Genomic DNA, 6,404 nt, shown 5'->3' on the forward strand with positions numbered 1-6,404 from the left:
TTAATTCTTGGATGCAACAGTCGTTGCGCCTGTTGTATAGTCAAGAAACTTCTGCGTCAGGTCAACGCCATCCTGAGCAAATAAGATATTTCCGCCACTCATCGTTCCTAAAATAATATCGTAGCCTTCATGCTTTCCATAATCCGCTATCTTCAGGTTCAGGTCATTATACACCGGCTGAAACAACTCGGCTTCGGTTTTTGCAGCCTTTTCGGAAATCGCCCGGTTATATTGCGCATACTCTGCTTGCTTCTTCTTCATGGTCTCCTGCTTCTGAGCAAGGACATCCTGTTTCCACTTCGCGGCATTTTGCACTAAATCCTGATTAAGCTGGGTAAGCTCCGTTTCCAATGTTTGTAAATTCTTTTTCCACTCCTCAGTTTTTTTGTTGAGTTCTTCACGAGCTTTGAGGGCTGCCGGGTATTTTTCCATGAGAGAAGCGGTGTTGATATAACCGACCTTTGTTGTTTTTCGAAATTCCATAGTTGTCATCACTGCCGTATATGCTACAAGTGCAACGACCAGGAGAATTCCAACTTTGTAATTAAACAGCGATTTGAATTGAATTTTTTGCATGACCTTTTCCTTTAATTTTATTTGTTAATAATAGAATCTTACTTTTGGTTATCAAGTCCATTGACACGTTTTTGTAATTCCGAATTTTCCTTTTCCAACTTGGTCAACTTTTTCTCCTGGTTAATAACATAGAGAGTTAGCTCTTCGATTTTCTTGAGAAGCTTTACTTGCATCTCACCCAAGTTGAGACCATTCTTTTTCACGTCTTCTGCTGTCGGGATCTCCGGCAAATGCTTTTGTTCTTTAATGTGTTGTTCCAGTTCGTTCAGAGGAAGGATTTTGTAATCTTCATCAAAGACGTAATCAGGAAAAGCAGTACCTGCTATTGTAACGTTCACCTCTCGAGCACCAATAGTGCCCTCTACAGCGAGTTTAGTTGTTGTAGCTGGGGTTGTTCCAATACCAATATTGCCATTCCAACCGATTGAAAAAACGCTAGTGTACCCACCATAGTTTTCAGCTTTTTGAAAAATGAGCCCGTTTGAGTTGTCGTGAAAAATATGCCATTCGCGAGTGCCGGTTATTCCTCTCCCATCCTCATTATGGAACTTGTCTTCGAGTATTATCTCGCTACTTAGATAATTGCATGAAGTAGGATTACTGTTGCAGTCAAAATTATTTGCGCCACCTGAGATGAGTAGAACAGCACGTCCGCCGGTATTAGTACCATTTTTTACAGCAAAACCTTGGAACCACTTAGAATTATTATTCTCGATTTGAAGTTTGGCTGTTGGATTCGTTGTTCCTATACCGACATTACCTTCCACTAATAGTCCATTAGTCGGTGCTACATTAGTGCCACTATAAGCGCTTCCAATTGCTAACGCTCCCTCTATATCGAGTTTATTCTTGGGTACATCAGTCCCTATTCCTAAATTCCCTGATGATGTTAATGTCATCCGATTACCAGAGGGCGAGTCGTCACTGTACCAGTACAAATTATTACCCCCAGCATAAAACGACCACATTTTTGAACCTGATTTTAAGTTTAATTCTGCCTCCTCAGTTGCTGCTTCTATCAACATTCGTGTATTTGTTTCTCCATAAACGTGGAGCTTCTGTGTTGGACTTGTTGACCCAATACCAACATAGCCTGCATTTTCAAACATTACAGAATTACCTACTGAGTTTATTCCTGTAAATTTTGCTAAGTAGTTGGTCGTACCATTCAAACTTCCACTTCCTCCTGTTGGTGCCTGCCATGTGCCATTACCACTTGCATCGGATGTAAGTACATAACCGGCAGAAGGAGAAGAGCTTAGATTAAATCCTGTCATCTTCACTGTTCCCGCCACGTCAAGTTTCTGTGTTGGATTTATGGTACCTATTCCTACATTTCCTCCAAAATATGCAGCATAGTTTCCGCCCGTGCCCGATCCAGATAATACATACAAACCATAACTATTTGATCCTGAATTAGCCGCTCCTCCTCCTTGAACGTAAACACCATAGGAAGCTGGTGACATTCCCGTGTTGATAACTTGCCCTCCTGTCACTTTTAATGCATAAGTCTGTACATTTGAAGATGTATTACTATTTGTCACACTTAAAACTGCGTTGGGTGAGGTAATATTTGACGTAACTGTTAAAGTTGATAAAGGATTTACTGTCCCTATACCAATATTGCCGTCACTTGTTATTCTCATCCTTTCTAAACCGTTATTAGTTCCCGCATCATTCTTAGTAAAAAATCGCAGGTGTCCTCCTTTATTTGTTGACGTCCCATTTGTTAAAGCCTGGATATAAGCAAGGCGTTTATACGTCGTATTATGGTAATTGATAAAATCAATTTGCCCGTTTCCATAATTGGTACTCGATGTATTTCTTGCGATCTCGAAAATCGGATCATTGGATGAGGCATCAAGTGTTAAAAATCTTGAGGAAGATAAACCATCCAAATTATACCCAGGGCTTGAAGTTCCTATTCCTGTATTTCCCTCCACTATCAATCCATTACTAGGTGCAACAATAGTTCCTGAGTACGTAGATCCAATTGCGACTCCCCCCTCCACATCGATTATATTCTGTGGATTTGTCGTACCGAATCCAACCTTTCCATTAATATCAAAAATTGATGAATTACCTATAAAATATGGAGTTGTACTCGATGTAAATTTAGGCACATAGTTGCTGTTCCCTCCAAGGGTGTAAACAGGTGGCTGTCCATAAGTAGTATTTTGTATAAGAAGTAAGAATAAAGTAATTGAACAGTATAAACTATATTTCATAAAATTCTCCTAACTTGTAATAATAAATGTTGTTTAATATTAAATCCCCTACCATAAAATAATTTTCATTTTGGTGTTAATTATTTGAAGAATTTATCTCCAAAACATTGATGCTACCCGTTATTTAAATTGCAATGCAGTGCCTTTATTTTTGAATTCTATACTATTGATTAACCGCTTCGTTCTTTTCCTGCAATACATTATTTTTTACAGATATTTGTAAGGATGCTTTTTTTGTCTACCGTTGTTTATTGTAAAAGTATATCTTTCGTTCATTTCCTAAATCTTTTTCCACAAGCAAACCTTCTTTGCACAATTCTTGAATGGTTTCAGTAATTTGCTCTTTCCTCATCTCAACCATTTCTTGTGTAATCCACCACTCCGCAATCCCTTCCAGCGTATCTCCTGCATCGGGATGCTTGAGCAAGTAACCGAGTATAGCTTTCGTAATTTCATCATTCGTCATCCAAAAACTTTCTGAGATTTTCGAATGACTATTTGCAAGCATAATGCCAGCTATACGATGTTGAAAATCAATGAAACTGCATGTAAAAGGAAGGCAAGAAGAATTGGGATGAAGGAGGTGCGACAAGAATCCCGCACCTAAAATATAAATACTCGGTAAGTGATTGCAGCAAAATGAGTTTGAAGTGCGGGAAATCTCCCGCATCCAATCAATATGATGCCGCAGTATGAAGGTTGTATTTTTTTATCAGCCGTTGAAGTGAACGCCTGTCAATGTGCGCCTGTTCTGCAGCGCGACTGACATTCCATTTGTTCGCAGCCAAAATTTCAGAGAGAAATCGTTTTTCAAATTCGTGAATCACAATCTCTCGTGCATCCTGAAATGTTCTCTGACCTACAGGAGTAGTTCCATCACCGGGTAAAACTACGTCCTCCGCTTTGATGAGGCTTGATTCAATCAATACTACAAGTCTCTCAATCAGGTTTTTCATTTCGCGCACATTCCCGGGCCATGAATAGGAGGTGAGTTTGTTCATGGCATCGGCAGAGAAACACATTTCGCCCTTCTCATACTGATGAGAAAACTTATCAAGAAAATGGTTGGCAAGCAGAAATATATCGCCTGTGCGCTCACGCAACGGCGGTAAATGAATGTTCAGAACATTGATACGGTAATATAAATCTTCCCGAAATCGTTTTTCTTGTATTTCGGTCAGGAGGTCAACATTGGTTGCGGTGATAATATGTACATTTTCCTGCACGTACTTCGATGACCCTAAGGGTTTATAAAGTCCGTCTTCTAAAAAGCGGAGGAGTTTCACTTGTGAGGAGAAGTTTAGCGTGTTGATTTCATCAAGGAATAATGTTCCACCCCGCGCTTCGTGAATTAATCCTTCTTGTTTATGTAACGCGCCCGTGTAGGCTCCTTTTTCATGTCCGAAGAGTTCATTTTCAAACAGTTGTTCCGGCAGAACACCACAGTTAACCGGAATAAACGGTTGCGATGAACGACTTCCCAAGTAATGCAACGCACGGGCGACCATTTCTTTCCCCGTACCTGTTTCCCCCATGATTAATGATGGAGAATCGGTCTTACTGATAATTGGAATTTTTTTTATTGCGTTGAGGAATTGGGATGAAGCGCCGATAAATTGCCCCAAACCGAATTTGAGGATTAATTCCTTTTTGATAACATCAGATTCAGGAACATTCGTCACGTTGAGAAGCCGCTGAAATTTCTTCTTAATTTCTTCTCCTCGCGCCGGGACAAGGAGAAAATCATCAATGCTTGTATCAACAAGTTTGTGAAGAATGTCTTTGTTTTGATTTCTAATTGCAGCAAGAATATGAACGTTTGTGTTTTTCTCCCTGATTGAATTTACAATAGAATTCCATTTCTCGGAAACTGTTGGGAGTACTAACAAAACAGAACGACACTCTTTTGAAAGCGTAGCATAAGAATTATCAAAGGAGTGAACGTGAAATGTAATGTCCATTTCCTTTTTGAATTGATTCAAGACATGTAATGAATCATCATCATTGCCAGCAAATGCTACAACGAAATTTGAATATTGTGTTTGTGAAGCCTTATCTTGGAGAATATAATTCCCGGACATATCTCCTCCTTAGATACATGGTATCACTTAAATAAATGTACATACTTACATGCAATAGTTTGTAAATGCCAAATTATTTTTTTTGATTCACAGCAATGTGCATCATAGTTGATTTCTTTGAGTTCATTTTCATAAAATTATTTTTCTCCGTTTGACAAACCCTATTTCTGATAGGAACTACAAGATAGATTCATTTGATTGGTTTACCATCTCCGGGTACCCATCATGAAAACAAATTGCCCCTCAAAGAACCTTCTGGAAAATACGAAACGAAAAAAAGATTTGTTAGAGGGAAAACACGGATTTTGGATTGCGAAAAACGAAAAACCGGGGTAGAGTAATCCCGAACTCTCAGTTAGACAATTATCAATCCTCTACGTATCGCCTCTTTAACTAAATCCGCATCTGTATGAGCCCCCAGTTTTACCTTGAGTGTATGTTTATGCGTTTCAACTGTTCTTTCACTCAAAAATAACAGAGAACCAATTTCTTTTACTGTTTTTCCTTGTGCAACTAAGATAAGAACTTCAAGTTCACGTTCCGTTAAATTCGCTTGCTTATTTTTCCCTGAATTCCTTTGCAACAATGTAGCTAAAACACGTTGGGAGATTTCCGGTGAACAATAGAGTTTTCCATCCAATACTTCCCTCAATGCTTTCACCAAGATTTCTGCGTCATAGATATAACGCTTCGCTACAAACCCGGATGCACCGGCATCAAACATCGAAAGAATATCATCAATTCCTTCTCTCATGGAACATCCTATAATGCGAATGGTTGGGAATTTTTCCAAAATTTTACGTGTCAGTTCTATACCAGAACGGTCGAACATTCCATGCAATGAGACATCCATACAAATGATATCGGGTTGTTGTTTTTCTAAAAATGCGAATGTCTCAGTTTCATTAGAAGCTTCTCCGACAACTTCAATCTCATCTTGGTCAGATAACCACGAAGTCATGCCTTGACGACCAAGGGGGTCATCATCAACAATAAGAACTTTGATATTCATGAAAGAACGCTTTTCGTTTGTGATATGTATGTATTGATTTTTATTATAGAAATTGCTTTAAGTCAGAGTTCTCCGCTGAGAGCGTCGCACATGCCTTTAGGTTATAAACATTTCCATGTTGGTAAAAAACATTTTGTTGTAATGTCTTTGCTTTTATATCGCTTTCTTTTTTCCTTTATTCTCAGATAAAAGTATTCATCTGTACAACACTAGAAAGATACAAAAACTTCCTTAATGGATTGTTGCATAAATTTGAATTTCCAACTACACGATACATTCGGATACAATTTACACAGGGCTGTTGAGATAGTCAAGCAGCCGAATTGCCTTATCCCCGCTATAGACACCCCAATAATCATGTAACCCATTGAACAATAACGCGTATGACTGTTAGACGAATTCACCGGATGGGTGAAATATCAGGAAAATAGAACTTTTCACATTGATGCGAATACAAATAGTACCAACAAAAGAAAAAATAACACGACGCAGTGGCATGATCGTCGT

Annotated in this window: 5 protein-coding genes; all 5 read right to left on the minus strand. The window is 38.8% G+C overall.

The features are described from left to right. Complete coding sequence (locus tag HY960_13800; GenBank protein MBI5216821.1) at positions 1-576, minus strand: OmpH family outer membrane protein; 576 nt, start codon at positions 574-576, stop codon at positions 1-3. Between the two features lie 38 nt (positions 577-614). After that, a complete protein-coding gene (locus HY960_13805) occupies positions 615-2,804 on the minus strand; it encodes a hypothetical protein (GenBank protein ID MBI5216822.1) in 2,190 nt (729 codons plus the stop codon). Between the two features lie 238 nt (positions 2,805-3,042). Next, positions 3,043-3,270 carry a hypothetical protein gene (locus HY960_13810; protein MBI5216823.1) on the minus strand — a complete coding sequence of 76 codons (228 nt, stop codon included), beginning with the start codon at positions 3,268-3,270 and terminating at the stop codon, positions 3,043-3,045. A gap of 208 nt (positions 3,271-3,478) precedes the next feature. Then, positions 3,479-4,885 (minus strand): sigma-54-dependent Fis family transcriptional regulator, encoded by a 1,407-nt coding sequence (locus HY960_13815; GenBank protein ID MBI5216824.1) that lies wholly within the window; start codon positions 4,883-4,885, stop codon positions 3,479-3,481. Between the two features lie 355 nt (positions 4,886-5,240). Beyond that, complete coding sequence (locus HY960_13820; protein ID MBI5216825.1) at positions 5,241-5,897, minus strand: response regulator transcription factor; 657 nt, start codon at positions 5,895-5,897, stop codon at positions 5,241-5,243. Between the last annotated feature and the right edge of the window lie 507 nt (positions 5,898-6,404).

The organism is Ignavibacteriota bacterium (assembly GCA_016212665.1).
Lineage (GTDB): Bacteria > Bacteroidota > Ignavibacteria > UBA10030 > SZUA-254 > FW602-bin19.